This is a genomic window from Brevibacillus sp. BD137, from assembly GCF_041644655.1.
Taxonomy (GTDB): Bacteria; Bacillota; Bacilli; order Brevibacillales; family Brevibacillaceae; genus Brevibacillus; species Brevibacillus brevis_D.
In genome coordinates, this window is record NZ_JAOTNO010000028.1 from 1 (window position 1) to 19,688 (window position 19,688).

Sequence of the window (19,688 nt, forward strand, 5' to 3'; positions counted from 1 at the left end):
CCAATAAAGTTTGTTACTGGTTCAAAGCTGGCAAATCTTTTAATGATAGACTCATTAACGCTTTCGCTGTTCAGTTTTCAAGGAGCAATTTCCTGTCCTCAGTGTTCATCGTTATTTGTGATGGCGTCTTAAGGACAAGAACTAATCTATCACGTGACCTATCTTTGAGTCAATATGTTTTTCAAAAAAGATTTTAAGTATAATGCTCCTCCCCGAGTTTTCTGCGTCTGACATACTTGGATAACTCATTGGGAGAAGCAATTCTTGCGTACATGCGAAACATGATCGAGTACCTCTCTTCCATGGCCCGCTTCACTAGATGATCAATTCGTTTATCGCTAAAATCAAGGAGCATCTCTTCCAGCTCACGTTTTAACAAGTATTCAAGTTCCTGTACTTCTTTCGTATTGAACAAAAACCCTAGCAACGATATCGCCCTCCGCCTTACGAGTCTCTCCTCTATCCTTTCCATCAAAATTCAGCCCTATTCAAAATAAAAAGCCCTCCGTTTAGGAAGGCTTCAATTTGTTTGCAAATCTGAATTATTTCAGTAAGTTCAATTGCTGCAGTTGTTGGCCCACCGTTTCCTTGAGAAGGGTTGGCGTTATCGTGCTCTCCACAATGGCAGCGACGAATAACAGAACGACCACAGTAAAAACCGCTAATGGAAATTGCTTGAGTGTATCGTACCAGTCATTTTTCAATCGTGCCAGCTTTTGCGGTTGGATTAGAACTCCCACTGAGCGTAAACTCAACACCCCTAAACGAATACCCACTCCTGCTGCAAACAGGATAGCTGGAAGCTCAAAAATTCCATGTGGCAAAATTCCTGCACTAAAAATAAGCCATGGACTTACTCCAACGCCGCTGTATTTGAAAAGGATAAATCCAAGCAGCACTCCATTCGTGAGCATTCCAATTATAGGAAACAATGCAAACAATATTCCTAGCGCCATCATCATCAATGCACTAAAAACATTATTGGAAAAAATCGTCCAAAATACCGCTAAAGGCCCGCCACCGTTATCCTTTATCCTTTCAGCAATTTCCTTCAATTGGCCCATCATTTTACCGACCATCTCTTCAACGAGCGGTGCTTGAAAATACCCAATCAAGGCGCCACCCAAAAATAGTAAGCATGCGGCGAAGAAATAGTTTCGGTTATCAAGCCATAAATGCCGCAATCGATTGCCCATGCACCACACCCCTTTACTGCCTCATAATTCACTATATGCATTGTACCTCAACAATAGCCAACAGGCCAAAGAATATCCTTGTCTTCCCTGCATAAACTGTTATCGGACAAAGGAGGTACTATCCATGAAATTCATTTACGTGATCAGCGCGAAACGATTAAAGCAAATCTTAATTATTGTCGCGGCCATCGTGCTAACAGCGGGATTTGGTTATGCGGAACGCGATTCAATTGCTGCCTTTGCTGAAGGTGCCAGCACGCAAGCCCCCCAAGCTATTTATAAGGTCGACACCAAAGAAAAGAGAATCGCCCTTACCTTTGATATTAGCTGGGGAGAGACACGAGCATTACCTATACTGGATGTGCTGAAAGAAAAAAAGGTAAACAAAGCGACCTTTTTCCTCTCCTCTCCTTGGAGTCAACGACATCCGGAAATCTTGAAACGAATCAAAGAGGATGGCTTAGAAATTGGTTCGCACGGTCACAAGCATGATAACTACACCAAATACTCCGATGAAGAAATTCGCTCCCAAATGGGTAAAGCGGACTCCATTTTAACCGAAATGACTGGAAAAAAACCAACGCTCATTCGGATGCCCAATGGTGATTTTGACAAACGAGTGCTGGAAATCGCGAATCGTATGGGGTATTCTGTCATCCAATGGGATACGGACTCAAAAGATTGGACCAATCCGGGAACAGATGTGATCATCAATAATGTATTATCCAAAGCTCATCCAGGCGACATCGTCCTGATGCACGCGAGCGATTCTGCAAAAGATACACATCTTGCCCTCCCAGTGATCATTGATCAGCTTCGCAAGGATGGCTATGAATTCGTTACGGTATCTGAACTCATTTCGGGTACAAGTGTAGAAAGCAAAGAAGTTCACTAAAACAAAAAAAGCTGACCTTCATTGGGTCAGCTTTCTCTTTTTACCAGACGATGCAATTGCATGACTTGCCAGACGTTACAAAACAATAGTGGGACGAGCATGGACAGTGTTGCACGCACATTATCTTCCTTCAATGCTGGAATCCATTCCAGTCCCGTAACAACAAACATAAAGAAGGTCGTCGGTATCCATGCAGATTTATTGGTCAGACTTACTTTTCCATATGCGGTAACAATAGCAACAATCAATAATAGCGTTGGCTCAATAAAGTACGGGCCAAATCCTTTTCCTTCACCGAAGGATGTATAGCGAAGATAAATCATATCGAAAAAGACAAACAAAATAAGAAATACTTGGACGCTTTTCCACAGGGAAGCCGTTTTAAATATTGTTTTGGCGAAATAATTAATCGTCATATACGCAAAAAAACCCATCTGAGCCACAATACTAATGGTCATTCCATACAGTAGGTACATGAACAATCCGACAAAAAAGTTACCGGTGCTTCCTCCGATCAGCTGGTCCAAATCAAAAATAAGGGCTACCAGGATCCCACCTAATCCCCCAAGCAAGAGCGTGGTAATAAAAAGCCATCCATACTTACGCAAACTCACCAAGTATTCCCTCCCATCCACATCGAATATGATTGTACCAATGGATACAAGAAAATACTAGCGTAAGAACAAAACAAAATGCACACGTTACTTGTAGGCAGAGTAAAGAAGGAGGTGTCCACCCCATGAGAAAAAAGACGATGTCTTTTTGGTTAACCGCTCTTGTCTGTCTGGTTCTCACCAGTTGCGGGGGTGGCGGACAAGCGCAAAGTTCGTCTCAGCCTGATTATAAAAGCGTCAAAGACATGGTGCTGGACATATTGCAGACGGACGAAGCGAAGCAATCTGTAGGGAAAATGATGAAGGATGACAAGTTCAAACAAAACCTGATGCTGGACGAGTCGACAGTGCGGACAACTTTGATTCAAAGCATGACGAATCCCAACAACACGCACATCAAAGAAGCGTTTAAAGACCCTAAGTTCGCAAGCGCCATGGCAAAATCCATGAAAAATGAACAAAAAACCCTAATGAAGGACCTAATGAAGGACCCTGAATACCAAAAAGAGCTCATAAGCGTAATGAAAGACCCTGAGTTTGAGAAAAATTTAATGGACCTGATGAAAAGCTCTGCTTATCGACAGCAAACCATGCAAGTAATGAAAGATTCCTTGCAAAGTCCTTTGTTTCAGGCTGAACTCATGAAGATCATGACCAAAGTATCCGAGGACATGACAAAACCAAAGGAACTGAAGCCGAAGAAAAAAGGAAAAGGAAAAGAAGGTAAAGGTGGAGGTGGAGGTTCTTCCGGTGGAGGCGGCGGTAAATCTTCTTAAAACGCAAAGGTGAGCTCTATTGTAGAGCCCACCTTTTTCATCTTCTTGGATCTTATTGTTTGACGGCTTCCCCGCATTTTTCTATGACACGTTTGGCCATATCGATGTAAAGCTGACCAATTTCGGTCTTTTCTCCATAGATGGATGGGGAATAATCAGGTTCAGATGGATGATTATCCGGTTGTCCCAGCGGAATTTGAGCGAGCAGCTCACATGTCAATGTCTCAGCAAGCTTAGCTCCTCCACCACGCCCGAATACGTATTCTTTCGTACCATCTTTTGCTTCGTACCATGCCATATTTTCCACAATACCGAGGATTTCATGACCGGTCCGCTTTGCCATAGCGCCTGCCCGTGCTGCTACAAACGCTGCGGTAGCATGAGGAGTCGTTACCACAATCTCCATGCTTTGCGGAATCATGGTGTGCACGTCAAGGGCCATGTCCCCCGTTCCTGGAGGCAAATCCAGCAAGAGGTAGTCCACTTCTTCGCCCCAGTGTACTTCCGTGAAAAAGTTACGCAGCATTTTCCCCAGCATAGGACCACGCCAAATGATCGGAGAGTTGTCCTCCACAAAAAAGCCCATGGACATAACCTTTACGTTTTGCTTTTCAACAGGCAGAATGGTTTCGCCAATCACGGTTGGACGTTGTTCAATATTCATCATATCGGGCACGCTAAAGCCGTAAATGTCTGCGTCGATAATGCCCACTTTTTTTCCTAAACGCGCGAGCGCAACAGCCAGGTTCACTGTCACCGTCGATTTTCCGACGCCACCTTTTCCAGAAGTGACCGCGATGAAGGTCGTATTCGAATCCTTGGCCAAGATCGGATTCAAGACGGGAGCTTGTCCCGGTGTCATGTTATGTGTTTGCCCACCCTGGTTCTTACGTAATTGGGCAGACAGAGCCGCACGTTCCTCATCTGTCATTGAACCGAATTGCAGGCGGACTTCTTCGGCTCCTAGCGCTTTCACAGCTGCGATGACATCATCCTCGATCTTGGCTTTGAGCGGACAGCCCGAAATCGTCAGAACGACCGTGAGACTTACTGTCTTGCCTTCAATATGGATATCCCGAATCATGTTGAGCTCGACCAAGCTACGATTAATTTCAGGGTCTTTTACATCACGTAGTGCTTCGAGAACCTGTTCTCTGGTCAACATTCTGGTTCACCTCATCTATGATCTTTTCAAACATTTCAATGCTGGTATAACGACAGCGTATGCGCGTTCATTATAGCATATTCGGGCGGGCGGAACACGACCACCGCCCTCTTAAGGTGTAATTGGCGCTTTTTCTCCCGAGTACTGACGCAATATCCCTTGATAAATGGCATTTGCCATAGCCTTTTGATACTCAACGCTCTGAAGTCGCTTTGCCTCCTCCGTATTACTGACAAAGCCTACTTCTACCAAAACGGCCGGGCAGTTAACCTCCCGAATCAAGAACACATTGTTCGTCTTACTCGGAACCCGATCTGTATGACCGATCACCCGTTTGATTTCATCTTGTATCAAATAAGAAACTTCTGCACTCTTTTTGAAGCTAGGGGAATAAAAAGTCTGTGCTCCTGACCATTTCGGAGAAGGGATGGAATTAACGTGTATGCTGACCAAAAAATCCGGTGTACTATCATTGACCAGCCTTACTCGGTTTCGAATATCCTCAGATTTTCGTTTCCGTGCCTGCGCCGCATCTGGACTCGCCAAATCCTTGTCTTCCTCCCTCGTCATAACTACAAACGCTCCTGACTGCTGAAGGAAATCCCGCAAGTACATGCTAATGGCCAAAGTCACTTCTTTCTCAACTACATCCCCGGCTTTGGAAACGGCACCGCCGTCTATTCCCCCATGCCCAGGGTCAATGGCTATGACCGTTCCCGTCAGTGGCAGCGACCATGCCTGCCAGGAAGAACGATCAGGTGCTTCGTAGGTGAACAACAGCATAAGCACGGCGAAAGCTAATATCCAGCCTACTCCTTTTCGTGTCACAGTGTATCGTCCCCTTTGTCCCATTCTCGTTCCATCTTATGGACAAACATGGACAAATATACCCGTTTGTGAAAAGGAAAAACCCCCTGCCTGCGAACGGACAAGGGGGTTGTATCGAACAGCAATTAGCGCTTGGAGAATTGAGGTGCGCGACGAGCTGCTTTCAAGCCGTATTTCTTACGCTCTTTCATTGTTGGTTTCGATTCGTTAAGGTTTCCGCATATTAATAGGAAGATTTACAACTTAGCTTCCGTTTATTTAAGATACTTTCTGATACAAATATGGTCAAAATATGGTCACGACGAGAGTCCTAGAGTTTATGTTCTAGGGCTTTCCTTTTTACTCCGCCTTCACAAATTTTTCAATGTATTTTGCGCGTTCTTCCTTAGTGAAAAACTTGTTCACGATTTCATTCCGCCACTTGTCTTTATCAGTTTTAGTTTCAGCAAGGTTTACCTTCAAATAATCCTCGATAGTTGCTCTATCAATCTCAGTGGTATATTTTTTCCCATGATTCAGTGTTACCTTCACCTTTTGCAGTTCAGGGAACTCCTTTAGTAGTCGGATCGGCTCTTCCATCAATACTTTGTTAATCGCGTCTCCAGACTCCCAATAGTTCTTTGCATCTGCTTCTGTCATTCCGGTTTCAGGTTTAGCCTTTTTCAAAGTTGCAAAGTCTGCATAGGTGATTACCGCTTCGTTTTGGTTAATAATCTCTGCCTCTGTAATAAAAGGCCCACCCTTTAAGTTCGGAGTGTACTCCTTAAATCTACTCACTTCCTCGACAGGCATAGTTTTCTGTTCAGAAGATGGGGCTGGTGCAGATGAGGTAGTTGTTGATACTGGAGCTGGCGTGCTATTCTCTGGCGTTGTACCGCAGCCACTTAACACGATGCCTAATGACAAAACAAAAATTGATGTTCTTTTCACTGGTAAAATCCTCCTACATTATATGTTTCACCCTCACAATAATCCAAAACCTTACATTGAACAAGAATAAACGAAAAACCCAATAACTGTTTTTGCATTTACTGGAAAAATGTTTACCCATCCAATTTTTTTGTGGTAAAGTGAAATAAAATACAGAATTTGGGAAAAGGGGGCTCAATGAGGTGTCGCTTTCATTAGGTGAACTCATTAGCAGTCATCGTAGTCGACGCAATCTTACACTAGCAGACCTTTCGGAATTGTCAGGAGTCAGTAAAAGTACCATATCGTTAATTGAAACAGGAGAGACTAAGCGGCCCAGCTATGCCACTTGGAGAAAGATAGCGGAAGCCATCAATATAGCACCCAGCATCATCATAACCGCATTTGTAGACACTACACATCATCCTAAGACATTAGAGCTCGTCCTTGCAGAGGTTATCAACGAAGGATGGGAAGCTCTTGTCGCTAAAGTTGCTACGCGTTATTTAGAGTCACCAAAGATTGATACGTTTAGAGCATTAGATCATATCTCCAGTACAGCCAGAGATACAGAGAACAAACGAATAAAACGCATCTTGTGCGATACGATAATTAGTTTCGCAAGAAGCAGGGGAATACCCTCATATCTAGCAAACGCCTTGTATGAAAGGTATTTGATTGAGCGTGACGACTTCTCTCGTTTCGAAGAAACGTATCAACGTGGGAAGGAACTGCTTCTCTATGTCGAGCATCTCTATGTAGAAGATCGAATCGATTACTATTATAAAATGGGTGTTCACGCCAACATACTCGAATTGCACGACGAAAGTATCGATTTATGTAGGCTCGGTTTACGGGAGGATCGGTCAGATAACAGACCTAAAGCATCTGCATATATCTCCCTATTCAACTCGTGTATTTACTTTGGAGACTTCCATGTCGCTGACATCTACCTAAAAGAGTATGAAAACAGCGAATACGCTGATTTTCGAAGGAACCATTTTCGAGCTACTCTCCTTGCTAAAAAAGGGCAACATGAGGACGCAATCAGATTATTCAACGTCTGCTTAAACGAGACTAACAGAGAAGGACGCATATCAATCGTCGTCGACCTCATGGAATCGTATTTGGAGGCTGGAAAGACAGACGATCTCATGCTATTGATCGAAACGGAGGATCAGTTTCTGCCAGAGAGAATGCCGCAGCATCCATACCGAATTAAGACACTGGCCCAATACTACAAACGTAAGGCGTTGTGCTTAATCTCAATGGAAATATATGATCAGGGTTTTCATAGCCTGATCGAGAGTATCAAGTATTACAAGCACATAGGCATAACTAGAGAGGTCATCGAAGGCATACGGCTTTTCCTACGCCATCATCGAACTAACAATAAAAATCTGTCCTTTGAACACATGGAGTTAATTGAAAACATATGTGATAATATTTTGTAACAATAGAAGGAGGAGAGTTTAATGCAGAAGCTACTTTTGGTTTTTGCTCTTGTGGTGTTCTTTTCCTCGCCTGTAGTATCGGAAGCGTGTGATCCGAAGTCAGGGCCCTATCGAGTTGAACCCGATTGGTAAAATGTTATTAAAAGAGAGGGGGAAAATCCTTCTCTTTTTTATTCCTCCATGTTACAAGCGAAACACATGATAGTACTTTTCATATTAATCAACTATTTATACTTATTAGCAAGAAAAGACTTTATGACTCTCTCACGAACTGGTATTATTAGGTATATTTGAAAAATTAGGTAAAGAGGTGTTTGAAAAATGCAGAAAAAGATTGCAATTCCCTTAGTTCTCGGATTAACTCTGATCGCTACAAATAGTGCATTTGCCCAGATTACGTCTTACTCATCTTCTGTTGACATTTCGACTGCCGATAGTAGCTACGCCACGTTACCTTTCACATCAAAAACAAAAGTTAGTACCAATACCGCAGGTACATTCTCCCTTTTAAATTATAATGGGAGAGCGATTGGTAAAGAGAGGCAAGGAACAACTAAAGCATCGGGTGAAGAAGAAGTTTATACAGGTGGACTAACACGTACTTATGAGGTCGCGGGTCAACACTACGAGTATGATAGGAATGGCAAGATCAAAGAATATCAACAATCGTCAGATACAGTAACTTACAGACCTAACGATTGGGCCCTCTCTGCATCTGAAGAAGAGCTAAATGCTCAAGAAATAATATCCAATACATTTAATGCAGTCGCCAAAGAAACTGATATTGACCTCACTGGATACACTGAGGTTACAAAGACTGATGTTTTTAAATTGGACAAAGATTTGTTCACAAAAGTTGATGACGTAACCAGAGATATCGAAGATGGAGATTATTTACCAGTAATCTATCTTCATGAATCTAAGGAAAATCTGTACGTTCTACAGAAAAAACAATCTGGAAAAAGTATTGCTACAAAGTTTAGTTTTATAGATGGAGTATGGGAAAAGGATACAAAGGTAAAATCAGGTGAACCGCTAAAAGCATTATTTGAAGAGGAATCTAATTAGTAAATAGCAGCGGGTCTTGTCCAAAAGCATGAGGCTAAAGGACAAGACCCGTTCTCTTTTTACTCGTAAGTGACCTTCATAATGTCCAGGAAAGGTATCTTCCTAGTTGCTCCGTTTTCCTCTACATGAACTAGCCTTGTTCGCGAGTCAAGTACCGTGATCCTCCCGCGCAATTTCTCAGGCATTCCCCAAACAGTCAACGCTCTCTCGTCGCCATCATCTTTTGCTTCGACGAGCTGATTCCCCAATTCTTCTAATTCAAATTCATCCCGAGTCGGTCTTTTTGGAGTAGTTGCTTTTGCCATCTATTGAACCTCCTATCCCCTAACATCGATAATCGGAATCCATTGAGCATCTTCGACCGTAAGCAGTTTTACTTTTCTGGTATTCGCATTGATCTCTGGTACCGCTCCCCACATAGTACAAATAGTGCCTATCTCGTTTTTCTTATGTCGCCACCATGTGATTGATACTGCTTTTTCATTTTACTGTGCATCCCGTAATAGGTAGTCAAATGTTTCAAGCTCATCCAGCTCAAGTATAGGCATGGATACGAGTTTGTCGTCTTCCTTCATTTGCAAATAGAGCTCGCGCTGTTCCGGTAATACAAACCGCGATGAGCCGAATAAATTATCGATTTTCTTTGCCATTATTACCGTCCCTTTCGCTCCCACGTTTCGTATACTTCCATCTTGTCAGGTTCAGACCTCTGCCATTCTTTGTATTCCTCATTCGCCAGAACCTCCAACACCGACATGATGCCGTCTCGGATTCAACCTGTCTTGATACGCAGTTCGTCAACTGTTGGTGTTCTACGCCGCCCTGTTGAATAATTTCCGATCACACGTAGGACTTTTCGCTCGATATCAGACAGCATGATTATTCACCAACTGTTCAGAAGCTAATATGTTTTCAATAGCGAAGATTCTAGGAGCTTTTCGTGTAAGACAGTACGCTTTTAGTCGATCTCCAACTATCGCGAGTGGTCGCAAGGTACGCTGTGACATCTGTCCGTCTTTGCCAAGGTAAATAATCTTAATGCACTGCTGTTGGCTAATAGCTCGTTGCAGTTCCTTCACCACTCTGTTCGCCTCCAAATACCAGAACTTATGTTCGAATTATATGCGAACATAACACGAACAAGCAACATCAATATCCTCAGGGGTTAATTTAAGAAATGAAGATTTCTGAACGAAGAATTTTTCAATAAACACATATTTTCAGTGACTATTGGTGTGATAATTGGCTATAATATATATAAGAGTATCAATTGATAACTTCTCGCCAAAACGAACTTGCTACAATTCTTGTCTATATGCTCCAGAAACCAAGGAAAGGATTGAACCACTTGGCAAGTATTGATGACGTCAAAACCTTCTTGGAATTGTGTAAGAAATACAAAGATGCAAATAAACTGGATTTTATTATGGGCAAAGAAGAAAAGTACACTTTGGGCAAAATGGGAATAAGCATGAGAGATGCATTTTCAATGTTCGATTATCTCACATACAAAAACTATTACAGGGGGCCAAACCCAGACCATAATGGTTCACCGGGTGATGTTTGGGAGTTTGGCTTAGAAGATGATGGAACTGAAATTTACATCAAGTTAAAAATCCGAACCCCCCCTAAAGATGATTTATTGTTTATGTCATTTCACTTTCCAGCTAGGCCAATAGTTTATCCCTACAAAACAGCCTAAATTATTATTCAAAAGGGAGGTAACTCCAATATGAAAACAGAAATCCAAACACTGTTCTGTCATAAGTGTGATCAAGAAAGAGAGTTTAAATTAATCGAGAAAACATTTAACTACCCTGTAAAAGAAATGGACATAAATATTACTGGAATGCTCGCCTTTTGCAATGAGTGTAACGAAGAATTATTTCATCCTATAATTGATGAGCAGAACCAAGAAACAGCTTTCAAAAAATATCGAGATTTGAAGGGGATAGTACAACCAGAAGAAATAATAGCTATTAGGAAAAAATACAATCTTAACCAACGTGACTATTCAAAACTTCTTGGATTTGGAGAAATAACGATCACTAGATACGAGAATGGTTCTATTCCAACTCAAGCACAAAATCAAATAATAAAAGCAAGCTCAGAGCCACATAAAATGCTTGAATTCTTCGAGCAAAATAAAGATAAAATTTCAGATCCTGTAAAAGATGCACTAAGTATTCTGTTAGAAAGCTTATGCAAACAGACAGAACAGTCTAGAATCATCGATGAAATTAATAATGTTTTTTTTCACCCTGCCGATGATTATAGTGGATTTCAACGTTTTTCGATGGAGAAATTTAATCAGATGGTTTTGTTTTTTGCAGAAAAAGAACGTCCCTATAAGACTAAGTTAAATAAATTAATGTATTACGCTGACAATTACTTTTATAAACTTACCCATCGTTCCATATCGGGCTCAAGATATGTTTGCCATAATTACGGTCCTGTTCCAGAGAAGTATGAAACACTTTTCGAGAACAACCCTGAAGTTGATTGGAAGGAAGATGACTATGGAAGTTATGTAGTTCCAACTGATCATTTCAATCCTCGTTTATTTACCGCAGAAGAACTTGAGATGCTAAATTATGTGGTATCTAAATTCCGTCATTTTACTTCGACGCAAATTAAGGACTTCTCACATTGGGAAAAAGGGTGGATAGAAACACCTCATAAAGAGTTCATTCCGTACTCTTTTGCAAAAGATCTAGATCCAAATAGAACCAAGTAAATGTGTCGTCCTCTATCATGCTTAATGCATAGGAGGGGCATTTATATTTATAACTTCACGACATACACCCATATAACCAAAAGCCCTCCCCGGATTATTTCCGAAGGAGGGCTTCACTATTATTTAGGGATACCTGCTGCATCACGCAATGCATCGGCAGCATAATGAGCGGCATCCCTTACTTTTGGGTCCAGGCTTGCTGTCCAAAGAGCGCCAAGGACCCCAATCACTTTTTCTGCTGATTCTTTTTCTAGTTTGTTATTCACAGGTTTATCCTCCTTCTGTGGATGAGTGTTCCACCAACCTTCGCCACCGAGAGCGTCATTGTAGTCTACTGTATGCCCCGCAAGCGTCTGCCCGTTTTGGTATTGATAGAGGTTAGCAGCTTTGGAGAGATTACCTCTACTCCAAGCATATGTCTGCCAGAAGTGTTTGCAGGCTCCTCGCTTCGCCATTTCCTCAAGGACAGCATGTGAACCATAAACACCTACCGAGTAACCAGGCAACTCCTTGGCTGCAGCTCTCAAGTACGCCTCAATAGCTGCATAGTCCTTTGGCTGTGCATCAAAATCCACGGCAAAGTAAATCGCCGTACCTACAGGCTGACCGACCAGCTTGGCTTCATAGAGGGCAGCTTTGCCATCCCTTGAGCCGTTGACTGCGCCACCAGCAGCGTCATTAGTCCCGCGTTGGAAGACCGATACAACCTGCATTCCTGCCGCTGTGATCGCCTCGGCTTCCGCCCGCGTCAGTCGCTTCCACTCCATGCTGATAGGAACAAGATAGCGGCAGACAAATTTCATGCCCGCCGCCGCCATTGCTATTGCTTTTTCTGCTGTCAAAGGTACTGCACAATCGATTCCTTTAGTTGCTGCCATTTTGATCACCCTTTCCTTTCAGAACGTCTACGGCCTTCTTGATTGGCGTTGGAACTGGCAAACCCACACGTCCAGCGTTCTCAATGATAGATAACAGCTCATTTGCCAAGTAAAAGAAGATTGTTGCGTCGCGCAAAACATGCTGATCTCCAAGGGCCGTATCAACTAAGTGGGCAATCGCGACCATTGCAAAAATAAAAACCTTCCTTGCAATCCCCAAGAAACCGATTCTACTCGACAGTTTTCCTTCTGCACCAGCCGCTACCATTCCGGAGACATAATCAATTGCAACGAACGTCAAAAGTACCGTGAGTAGAGGCGACCATCCCCCAAAAAGGAATGATGCTACTGCACCCCCGGCTGCAAATGCTGTTTTGAAAAAGTGTTCCATATATTATCTTCCTCCTCCCCCACTTGGGGCAAAAGTAAAAGGAGCCGCGTTAGCAGCTCCCCCAAAAACTCTATTCGTTTTACAACCCACAACTGTCCAGCCAATCGCTAAACGTCACTGTATCGATGTCAGCTCGCCTGGAATAGGCGTAATCAACAACCTCTTGGAAGTTGCTTACGTTATACTCGATGCTGGACGTGGCTTCACTAACGATCTTGTGGAACATGAACAAACACACGCCCCCTACCTTTGCCGCATCATCTATGTGTCCTTTTAGTATGGCAGGTGTAATCGTATGCTCCACATTACGTATCTTGATCGTCCGTTTATCCGGTGGCGGTGTGGTCGCCGTATCCTCTTGGACAGTGCGACCCGCTCTGCGAGATTGCATCACTTGCAGCACCCTTGCGTCATACGCGCCATATGGATACGCCAAAATATTCGATGCTCGAGGAAATCCGTTTGCATTCAGCCATTTTTCAGCGTCCGCTACCTCTTTCTCGATTGCCGCTGTATCTTTCAGGTCTTTGAGCGTCGCGTGGTTCATAGTATGGTTGGCCATGTCCCAGCCATAAGCATACATTTCCTTTAGCTGTTGTAGCGTGCAATATCCAGACCACCCTACGTGCGACGGAATGACGGCAATGACACCTGGAAGATTGTATTTTCCCATATACCGAAATGCTTCGGTGTATTGGGAAGACCAGCCATCATCGAACATAAAAATGACCTTCCCTCGTTGCGACTCATCTCGAATGATCGAGTCAAAAATGATCGACGCCGTAGTATTATCGTTGGACTTTGCTCTTATTTGCATCGAGACGATATCCCGGGTCAGACTTGCAGACCCCACGGGCTCCAGCTTGCTGACATCGATGATATGTTCGTTCCAACCAACCGCCATTCTCCAAGCGCGGACTGTATAACCTAAAAATTCGGCATAGCCAGTATCATGAGCCAAATAAAGCTGGAACTCATAGAAGTCGGTCAGTTGGTCTACATAGAATCTAATCTTTAGGGTCTTTGCACCTGACAAGTTTAAGAGGACGTTTCGGCGTGCGGCAATCGATGTGCCTGTCGAAGTGATTTGCAGCTTGCCATTGTTAAATGACACTGATCCGCCGCCGTATGCTTTTAGCCAGGAATTTGTATCACTAAATGGCTCCACAAGTCTGCCTTTCTTGAAGTCCCGGACTTGAGCTAATATCAAGTCTTTGTTTTTCTTGTCTGTTGCAGGACTAGACCACGCCATTTTCACCGCCACCCTTTTGTGCTTTTTTCAATTTTGCATTCTCTTTTCGTAAAGCTTCAATTTCTTTCTGTAGAGCTTCATCCTGCTTTCTCTCCGCTTCCCCTGCTGGCGTGTATACCCAATCACCTAGTGATCCATCAGGATTGCGCTTCCGGTATCTCATGCTTTGATCGCCCCCGATAAACTTGTTGCCGCCGCTGTTGAGTTTGCGTCATTACTGGACAACGTCAATTTCAAATGCAGTTGAGCGTTACCCGTTGCATACGACCCGATAAACTCTGTTTCCACGATCCCTGTGATAACAGGGGCAGTCGTTTTTGTCATGGCCTTATAGGATTCGGCAGCGCCAGCCGCCACGATAGAAAGAGCTCCGTCCACATTCAGGTCTCCTGTTTCGTGCTGAAGCCAAGCTAGGACTTCTTTAGCTGTTGTTGATTGAGGAGATAGCTTGTAGCGAGCATGGGCCGTTTTGAGGCGTGTTTTCGTCACGGATCTGGTCAAGGAAAACGTGAGGACTGTCGTTGCTCCCAATGAGTCGGCTGCTGTTATGACGAGACTGTTCGCTCCGGCAACCATCTGCTTTGGTGTAACGGTGATCGACCACGCTCCACCGCTTATTGATATGGGTACATCTGCACCACCGTTCAGCCGATACTTCATGTTTACACTCTGGCCGTCTGGATCGGAAACCGTCCCTTTGATTGTAATGGGGGAATCATCCGACAAATTATCATTGTTCGCTACGAATGAGTGTGTAAGAGTTGGCGGACGATTCAGCATCACCGTAAACGTGCGTTCAGCGATGATGGAAGTACCGCCTTTGTTATCCTCCGACCATACTTCCAACAGGTGCGTAGTACCCTCGTCCAGTAGCCCAGAAACGGCTGTCGTACCGTCCTTCAATGCTCCACCTGTAAACGTCAATGTCTTGTTAAAGGATAACGGATTTACGCCATCTGCTGATGCTTGCAGGATACGATAGGGAGTGCCTTTGTTGACACGTACATAGACGGATACGATATCACCAGGATCAGTGTCCAATGTGGTACCCGTGACCGCGTAAGTATTACCCACAGACAACTTGACCCCGCTTGCCGGAGCAGTCAATGTGAGCGTCTGACCGAAGTTGTCTTCATAGGTGACTGTTACGGTATAGGCATAATAGTAGGTATAGGATACCGAAGATGGTCCATACACTGTGCCGGAATAGCTTTGGGAGTAGTTGTATTTACGTGTATCAGGCTTAGATACCGTACCCGAATAGGTGCCTGTTGCAGAGGCGCCATATGTTTTTTCTCCGCCTCCCTCGTCATTTAAAAGTTGACATCTTCCCGCTGATGCCCCGGTGCGTTGCAAAGTGCCAGTGTATCCTTCTCCGTCCGAATAAGGTATGGAGGATGGTAACGCCGACAATGCGCCGCTTTGCGCTCCGCTACAAGACCCGCCATAGTCGTACCAAGAATCGCGAGAAGCTGATACTGTTTTTTGACCAGGAGGGCTACCGCTGACGACATAGGGAGTTGATCCGCCTGATTTAGACAAGGTGCCGCTATAGGTGCCGTCATTGTAACTGATCGAAGACTGAAAACTATCTGTACTGCTTGTACGAGTCTCCGATACGGTTTTGGTGTTCGGGGTACTGGATGTGGTATATCGAGTATATGAGCCATCGCTGACATTGACCGTCACTTCGCTGCCATTGACAGAGTGTGTAACTTTGCCCGTATTGACCGCAACTGACACAACACGCCGTAGATTTGGAATAGTTATCTTTTGTGACCGGCTTTGCGATGTAGACTCAGGTATGCTCACAACGGTTGATTTACTAGCCATCTAACCGCCTCCTTTCTTACGTTACGGCTATTCTCACGCTATAGGTATCAATCGACCCTCGCCTCATACGTTTTGCCACCGTATCAATCTCCACGGTTGACCTTGCAAGGATGGCATTAGAAGAATAAGTTGCTGTGGGAGCCGCGTTTAATGTAATGACTTGGGTCAACGCATTAATTGCCGTGATGATACGCTCCTCCTGATTGTTGACAGAGGCTAAAGTGACCTCTTGCCCAACTGCAAATCCTGACACAGATGCAACGGTAACATTGGTACCGGATATCGACTGAATGGTTGTTCTCGTCTTATCCAAAGAAATGACCGCATCCTGGATGCCGTCAAAGGTATCGACGAAAATCCCATTATTTCCGGCGGTCCTGTCACCTGTCGTGATCTTGGCGTGCAAATGGAGAATTCGGTTTTCCATTTTGATTACGATGTCGTCGATACCCTTAATGCCTTCCTCTATGTGATTCATGCGCCTGGCCGTGTAACGGGTGCCCTCCTGAATGGTTTCACCTGTTTCTGGATTAACAAGTCGATCAGCCCAAAATTGACGTTCGTATGGCATCCTACACCACTCCTACTTCAAACGGTATTTCGAACAATAGTAAGACGCCCGTTTCATGAGAGCTGATATTGGCGTCGGAAGTAATCATTGCCGCTCCAGTTGCATCAACTAACTTTGCTTCTGTGATGGTCCCTGCTGCATCCACGGCGTCTAAGTAGACGTACAACTGTACAACCGTTTTCTGTGCGCTGGTTAGGTGCTTCGTTTGTGTAATCGGGCGAATATCCGATTTTCCATCTACGGTGATGATGGCATTGACTACTTTTGCACTCACCGCATTGCGGATGAATTCCAAAAAGGCTGGTTCCACTTTTAACGCCATCTGCTCACCCCTTTCCGTATGCACGAAATGGAGAAGTTGTTTTGATAGTCACCAGTGTAAACGGTTCAAAGAACTCCTCAAACACTTCGCCTTCTTTGACCGTAAAGGTGTAGTTGTTAATCGTGAATGTCAGATCACTCGGGCCGTCATTTTTAATGACAAAGCCATACATAGGCTCATCAAAAATTTGTGCGGTATCAGTAGCTCCACTAAAAGGCTCTTTTGCGGATAAACCACGTAGTTGCACGAACATGGCACCGTTGCGACCTTGAATCTCTTGAAATTCATCCTTCATTCCATTGAAGTATTGCGGAACTGGTAGGAGTCCGCCATCACGTAATATATGTTTTGTTCCAATAGGCATCTGATTCCCTCCTTCATCCTTCCGTGGCTGTAAACATCGGCATTCCTGGTACAACAAAGACAGGCAAAGTCGGGGCATTCACCACAATTTCATTTGGATAAAAAGTATTGCACACAAAGTAATCTACTTGGAAAGAAGCATTCCGCAGCTTTATAAAGATGGTCGGAGCTTCTGGAGAGAGCAGGAATTCTACACCGATATAGGCTGGCTTTGTTTCTTCGATGGCCGCTCGGATATCGGAAAGTTTGAGTCCATCCAGTTTTCGAATAATAAACCGAAGTGATCCGTCATAGGTGACTGTTCCTTGACCATCCGTATATGCATCAAGAATCGCTTGCAGGAGTGCCAAGGATACTTTGCCCTGGCTCCTCATTTTCGACTTGATGGCAGCCCGGCGTTCGGAAATTGGTTTATGTTTATTGGCGGCTAGTCCGAGCTCCTTTTCGTAATAGTCCAGTGCCCAGGTTGCTGTATCTACTGACAACTGTTGTTGTAGATCGATAATCTTGGCTTCCTGCTTGTCTAATTGCGTAGCGTCTGCTTCGAAAATCACCCGAAATGTGGAAGAGTTACGTTGATGAGGTTGTAGGCGTTTCAACATCTCATTTGCCTTAGACATTTACACTCACCGTCCCTAAGACCGCTACTTCCGTGTTGCCGATAAGAATATTGGACGTTCCACCGTTGATGGTGAGGCCCGTATAGTCCGCCACGGCATCTGTGTCCAATATGAGAGCTCCTACTTTTGCATAACTAACCAACGTCTCGACAAAAGCAGCATCCCTTAGATAATGGGTCATTTTTGAAGTGATTCCGTCTATAGCCTGTTGTTGTGAGAATCCAGGATTTAAAACAGCGGTGACTCGGATTTCGATTGTCACACCCGTTGCGCTGGCCACCGTAGCAAACGCTCCTATTGGAGCAGCTCCTTCTCCTTTTCCATTCGCACCTGGGTCGATGTACTTCTGCACGGCAGCGACGATATTATTGCTTGCAGGTTTTCGGTCACTATCAATAATGACCACTTTCACTGTGTTATTTCCTGCCCACAACGGTATGACTCGTGCATCACCGACCCCAGCCACTTCCTTTGCCCAATTGCGAAAATGAGCCTTATTCCCGCTCGATGCAGGTGTACGAATGTGCTCGTAGTACCTTTTCCGTAGGTCTGTGTCTGATTCTTCTGCAAAACCGTCTGATGTGGAACTCGGATTTGTGACAGCAGTAAACCCAGACAATGTGACCGGAAACAACGTGATGGTGTTGGAAGGTACATTTCCAGAAGGCCCTTCTACCAATGCTTCAATCATGACCATCCCGCTACTTGTAATATCCTTTGATTCCGTAGATCGAAACTGTGTGCCGCTTGGTGTCTCGAACAAGTCTCCTATTCGGATCGTACCTGTCCCTGTGACAGTAACACTTCCTTTGGAGCGAGTGCCCGCCCTACGTTCCTGTCCCGTCCTTTCCCTAACCCGTTGTGTCAATTCGGCTCCTGACAAATTATCGATACTAAGCTTGTCTTTGACTTCCTCAATCCTGTCATCTTGTTTGGCCATCTTTTCGGCTACAGGGGCAAGTGCATCAAAGATAAAGCTCCCGGGGAGTTTGTCATATTTGTCCGGTACTGCTGCCAATAACATGGCGAGATGTTCTTCTTTGGATGCCACTAAATCAACACCGCCTTTTCTAGCGTGCCGTAAATGCTTGATACTTCAAAACCGATTACTAACCGAGAGCCTTCGTGCGAAAACGAAAAGTCATCCACCCGCGTAATGGCATCATTTTGTAACAACGCCTCTCGTATCATTCGCTCATACTCAGCCTTGGAAAAGTCGGGATGGAAGTTCTGGCCAATCAGTACATGATGCTCGCTGCCGTACCCTGTTCCCTGGTAGATCAAACTGTTTTTAACGGTTCGAAGTGCTTTCTCTATCCAGACCTTCAAGTATTCCAGACCCGTTACCTCGATCAGTTTCCCGTCTTTTAAAACGAAATCACCCGCATCGAAATCCCATAGGAACGTTTTGTGTACGTTCTTGGGCTTTGTCTGTTGGGTGATTTGAGTTTCTGGCAATTTCAGTTGAGTGATCTGAGGTAAACTCATTCATCCGGCTCCTTCCATACACGATCTTTGACAAACCACAGTTTTAGTGATTCGTCTGGCTGCAGTATAACTTGGTCGCCTACTTTCAGCCCATCGGTATATGTGATGGTCGCCTTGATCTTATTTTCCGGACTGTCGGGATTATTGGTAATAGGAATGGCCAACTTTGTGATGCGCTCCTGTATATCCCCGCTGCTTCGATAAAACGAAATCTTTGCTGGATACTTCTCGTCTAGCCCAGACATCTGCAGCTCCGTTAATTCAACTGTCCGTTTGTAACCAGGCATGAGACTTTCCCCAATAATCAGGTGCCGTCTCTCTAAGATAA

27 protein-coding genes and 1 pseudogene are annotated in these 19,688 nt (G+C 44.3%); 6 read left to right on the plus strand and 22 right to left on the minus strand.

The window, feature by feature from the left end:
* Positions 1-193: 193 nt before the first annotated feature.
* Together ODZ53_RS29165 and ODZ53_RS29170 are read right to left on the minus strand one after the other, a co-directional pair.
* Entirely contained in the window at positions 194-427 is a 234-nt protein-coding gene (locus ODZ53_RS29165; RefSeq protein ID WP_012684012.1) for a hypothetical protein, read from the minus strand.
* A gap of 115 nt (positions 428-542) precedes the next feature.
* Entirely contained in the window at positions 543-1,196 is a 654-nt protein-coding gene (locus tag ODZ53_RS29170; protein ID WP_372681876.1) for a stage II sporulation protein M, read from the minus strand.
* Between the two features lie 124 nt (positions 1,197-1,320).
* Between ODZ53_RS29170 and pdaB the strand changes: the two genes are divergently transcribed.
* A complete protein-coding gene (pdaB, locus tag ODZ53_RS29175) occupies positions 1,321-2,091 on the plus strand; it encodes a polysaccharide deacetylase family sporulation protein PdaB (RefSeq protein WP_199926579.1) in 771 nt (256 codons plus the stop codon).
* 26 nt (positions 2,092-2,117) lie between these two features.
* Here pdaB and ODZ53_RS29180 read toward each other — a convergent pair whose 3' ends face one another.
* A complete protein-coding gene (locus ODZ53_RS29180) occupies positions 2,118-2,705 on the minus strand; it encodes a KinB-signaling pathway activation protein (RefSeq protein ID WP_372681879.1) in 588 nt (195 codons plus the stop codon).
* 125 nt (positions 2,706-2,830) lie between these two features.
* Between ODZ53_RS29180 and gerD the strand changes: the two genes are divergently transcribed.
* Positions 2,831-3,481: a spore germination lipoprotein GerD gene (gene gerD, locus ODZ53_RS29185; protein ID WP_372681881.1), complete on the plus strand. Its 651-nt coding sequence runs from the start codon at positions 2,831-2,833 to the stop codon at positions 3,479-3,481.
* Between the two features lie 52 nt (positions 3,482-3,533).
* On the opposite strand, the gene ODZ53_RS29190 is transcribed toward gerD, so the two are convergent.
* From ODZ53_RS29190 to ODZ53_RS29205, 4 genes and pseudogenes are all read right to left on the minus strand, one after another.
* Positions 3,534-4,646 carry an Mrp/NBP35 family ATP-binding protein gene (locus ODZ53_RS29190; protein WP_372681883.1) on the minus strand — a complete coding sequence of 371 codons (1,113 nt, stop codon included), beginning with the start codon at positions 4,644-4,646 and terminating at the stop codon, positions 3,534-3,536.
* A 111-nt stretch (positions 4,647-4,757) separates the two neighbouring features.
* Positions 4,758-5,474, minus strand: coding sequence for an N-acetylmuramoyl-L-alanine amidase CwlD (gene cwlD / locus ODZ53_RS29195; protein WP_137031380.1), 717 nt, complete (start codon positions 5,472-5,474; stop codon positions 4,758-4,760).
* Positions 5,475-5,599: 125 nt separating this feature from the next.
* Positions 5,600-5,671 (minus strand): annotated as a pseudogene (gene rpsI / locus ODZ53_RS29200) (30S ribosomal protein S9); the annotation flags it as partial.
* A gap of 142 nt (positions 5,672-5,813) precedes the next feature.
* Complete coding sequence (locus ODZ53_RS29205) at positions 5,814-6,404, minus strand: hypothetical protein (RefSeq protein ID WP_372681885.1); 591 nt, start codon at positions 6,402-6,404, stop codon at positions 5,814-5,816.
* A 182-nt stretch (positions 6,405-6,586) separates the two neighbouring features.
* On the opposite strand from ODZ53_RS29205, the gene ODZ53_RS29210 reads away from it, so the two are divergent.
* Both ODZ53_RS29210 and ODZ53_RS29215 read left to right on the plus strand, forming a co-directional pair.
* Positions 6,587-7,837 carry a helix-turn-helix domain-containing protein gene (locus ODZ53_RS29210; RefSeq protein WP_372681887.1) on the plus strand — a complete coding sequence of 417 codons (1,251 nt, stop codon included), beginning with the start codon at positions 6,587-6,589 and terminating at the stop codon, positions 7,835-7,837.
* A gap of 321 nt (positions 7,838-8,158) precedes the next feature.
* Positions 8,159-8,905, plus strand: a complete 747-nt coding sequence (locus tag ODZ53_RS29215) for a hypothetical protein (protein ID WP_372681889.1) — start codon at positions 8,159-8,161, stop codon at positions 8,903-8,905.
* A 59-nt stretch (positions 8,906-8,964) separates the two neighbouring features.
* Here ODZ53_RS29215 and ODZ53_RS29220 read toward each other — a convergent pair whose 3' ends face one another.
* The 3 genes from ODZ53_RS29220 to ODZ53_RS29230 all read right to left on the minus strand — a co-directional run bounded on the left by ODZ53_RS29220 (position 8,965) and on the right by ODZ53_RS29230 (position 9,987).
* A complete protein-coding gene (locus tag ODZ53_RS29220) occupies positions 8,965-9,210 on the minus strand; it encodes a YolD-like family protein (protein WP_372681891.1) in 246 nt (81 codons plus the stop codon).
* Positions 9,211-9,390: 180 nt separating this feature from the next.
* Entirely contained in the window at positions 9,391-9,555 is a 165-nt protein-coding gene (locus ODZ53_RS29225) for a YolD-like family protein (protein WP_372681893.1), read from the minus strand.
* A gap of 216 nt (positions 9,556-9,771) precedes the next feature.
* Positions 9,772-9,987, minus strand: a complete 216-nt coding sequence (locus ODZ53_RS29230; RefSeq protein ID WP_372681895.1) for a WYL domain-containing protein — start codon at positions 9,985-9,987, stop codon at positions 9,772-9,774.
* 266 nt (positions 9,988-10,253) lie between these two features.
* Between ODZ53_RS29230 and ODZ53_RS29235 the strand changes: the two genes are divergently transcribed.
* Positions 10,254-10,607, plus strand: coding sequence for a hypothetical protein (locus ODZ53_RS29235; RefSeq protein ID WP_372681897.1), 354 nt, complete (start codon positions 10,254-10,256; stop codon positions 10,605-10,607).
* A gap of 30 nt (positions 10,608-10,637) precedes the next feature.
* Positions 10,638-11,642, plus strand: a complete 1,005-nt coding sequence (locus ODZ53_RS29240) for a type II TA system antitoxin MqsA family protein (RefSeq protein WP_372681899.1) — start codon at positions 10,638-10,640, stop codon at positions 11,640-11,642.
* Between the two features lie 119 nt (positions 11,643-11,761).
* Here the strand turns inward: ODZ53_RS29240 and ODZ53_RS29245 are convergent, their stop codons facing one another.
* The 12 genes from ODZ53_RS29245 to ODZ53_RS29300 all read right to left on the minus strand — a co-directional run.
* Complete coding sequence (locus tag ODZ53_RS29245; RefSeq protein ID WP_372681901.1) at positions 11,762-12,520, minus strand: DUF1906 domain-containing protein; 759 nt, start codon at positions 12,518-12,520, stop codon at positions 11,762-11,764.
* A complete protein-coding gene (locus ODZ53_RS29250; protein WP_142497594.1) occupies positions 12,507-12,911 on the minus strand; it encodes a phage holin family protein in 405 nt (134 codons plus the stop codon). Before ODZ53_RS29250 ends, ODZ53_RS29245 begins: the two co-directional genes overlap by 14 nt.
* Positions 12,912-12,990: 79 nt before the next feature.
* Positions 12,991-14,163, minus strand: coding sequence for a polysaccharide deacetylase family protein (locus ODZ53_RS29255; protein WP_372681903.1), 1,173 nt, complete (start codon positions 14,161-14,163; stop codon positions 12,991-12,993).
* Positions 14,150-14,326, minus strand: a complete 177-nt coding sequence (locus tag ODZ53_RS29260; protein WP_372681905.1) for a hypothetical protein — start codon at positions 14,324-14,326, stop codon at positions 14,150-14,152. Before ODZ53_RS29260 ends, ODZ53_RS29255 begins: the two co-directional genes overlap by 14 nt.
* Positions 14,323-15,996 carry a hypothetical protein gene (locus ODZ53_RS29265; RefSeq protein WP_372681907.1) on the minus strand — a complete coding sequence of 558 codons (1,674 nt, stop codon included), beginning with the start codon at positions 15,994-15,996 and terminating at the stop codon, positions 14,323-14,325. Before ODZ53_RS29265 ends, ODZ53_RS29260 begins: the two co-directional genes overlap by 4 nt.
* Positions 15,997-16,012: 16 nt before the next feature.
* On the minus strand, positions 16,013-16,567 hold the full coding sequence (locus ODZ53_RS29270) for a hypothetical protein (RefSeq protein WP_372681909.1): 555 nt from the start codon (positions 16,565-16,567) through the stop codon (positions 16,013-16,015).
* A 1-nt stretch (position 16,568) separates the two neighbouring features.
* Positions 16,569-16,889 (minus strand): hypothetical protein, encoded by a 321-nt coding sequence (locus ODZ53_RS29275; protein WP_372681911.1) that lies wholly within the window; start codon positions 16,887-16,889, stop codon positions 16,569-16,571.
* A 4-nt stretch (positions 16,890-16,893) separates the two neighbouring features.
* On the minus strand, positions 16,894-17,253 hold the full coding sequence (locus ODZ53_RS29280) for a hypothetical protein (protein WP_372681913.1): 360 nt from the start codon (positions 17,251-17,253) through the stop codon (positions 16,894-16,896).
* Between the two features lie 13 nt (positions 17,254-17,266).
* The gene (locus ODZ53_RS29285) at positions 17,267-17,872 is read right to left on the minus strand and encodes a putative phage tail protein (protein WP_372681915.1); all 606 of its coding nucleotides are present in this window, start codon (positions 17,870-17,872) and stop codon (positions 17,267-17,269) included.
* Positions 17,865-18,923: a baseplate J/gp47 family protein gene (locus ODZ53_RS29290; protein WP_372681917.1), complete on the minus strand. Its 1,059-nt coding sequence runs from the start codon at positions 18,921-18,923 to the stop codon at positions 17,865-17,867. Before ODZ53_RS29290 ends, ODZ53_RS29285 begins: the two co-directional genes overlap by 8 nt.
* Positions 18,923-19,360: a DUF2634 domain-containing protein gene (locus ODZ53_RS29295; RefSeq protein ID WP_372681919.1), complete on the minus strand. Its 438-nt coding sequence runs from the start codon at positions 19,358-19,360 to the stop codon at positions 18,923-18,925. The genes ODZ53_RS29290 and ODZ53_RS29295 overlap by 1 nt, the downstream gene beginning before the upstream one ends.
* Positions 19,357-19,688, minus strand: a 332-nt coding sequence (locus tag ODZ53_RS29300) for a DUF2577 family protein (RefSeq protein ID WP_372681921.1), incomplete at its 5' end; no start/stop codon positions are given. The genes ODZ53_RS29300 and ODZ53_RS29295, both read right to left, overlap by 4 nt.